Source organism: Enterobacter cloacae complex sp. IR5450, assembly GCF_049238665.1.
In the GTDB taxonomy this organism is placed as follows: domain Bacteria; phylum Pseudomonadota; class Gammaproteobacteria; order Enterobacterales; family Enterobacteriaceae; genus Enterobacter; species Enterobacter hormaechei_C.
This window is the reverse complement of sequence record NZ_JBMKIC010000090.1, coordinates 1-770: the sequence shown is the minus strand read 5'-3', so window position 1 is coordinate 770 and position 770 is coordinate 1. Positions and strand designations below refer to the sequence as shown.

General features: G+C 64.5%; 1 protein-coding gene. It reads left to right on the top strand.

Going from position 1 to position 770, the window contains the following annotated elements; genetic code table 11:
- Positions 1-770: type VI secretion system Vgr family protein (locus ACOTYB_RS24825; protein WP_421765923.1), on the top strand; the 770-nt coding region annotated here is incomplete at both ends.

Sequence of the window (770 nt, the reverse complement as noted above, 5' to 3'; positions counted from 1 at the left end):
CAGCCGTTCAGCGGCTATGAGGTCATTCCTTACCATCAGACGCCGTCCGGCGGCAGTACGGACGAAGAGGGTATCAGCCAGTGGGCGCTGGAGGACAGCGTGACGCCGGGGATTTACAGCCTCGATGACTATGACTTCCGCAAGCCGAACGCGTGGCTTTTCCAGGCGCAGCAGAACCCGGCGTCACCGAAACCGGGCAGCATCGACGTGTACGACTGGCCGGGTCGCTTTGTGGAGACAGGGCATGCGGAGTTCTACGCCCGCATTCGTCAGGAGCGCTGGCAGGTGGAGCATCAGCAGATTCAGGCGACGGCCACGGCGGCGGGCATTGCGCCGGGCCACATTTTTACCCTCACCAACGCGCCGTTCTTCAGCGATAACGGCGAGTATCTGGTGACGGCGGCGGGCTACCATTTCGAGGAGAACCGCTACGCGAGCGGTGAGGGGGAGACCATTCACCGCACCGATTTCACCGTTATCCCGGCGTCGGTGTCCTACCGTCCGGCACAGTCCACGGCGTGGCCGCGGACCTACGGCCCGCAGACGGCGAAAGTGGTGGGGCCGCAGGGGGAGAGTATCTGGACGGACAAATACGGTCGCGTGAAGGTGAAGTTCCACTGGGACCGTCTGGCGAAGGGCGATGACACCAGCTCCTGCTGGGTGCGTGTGTCGAGCGCCTGGGCAGGCCAGGGCTACGGCGGGGTGCAGATCCCGCGCGTGGGCGATGAGGTGGTGGTGGACTTTATCAACGGCGACCCGGACCGTCCGAT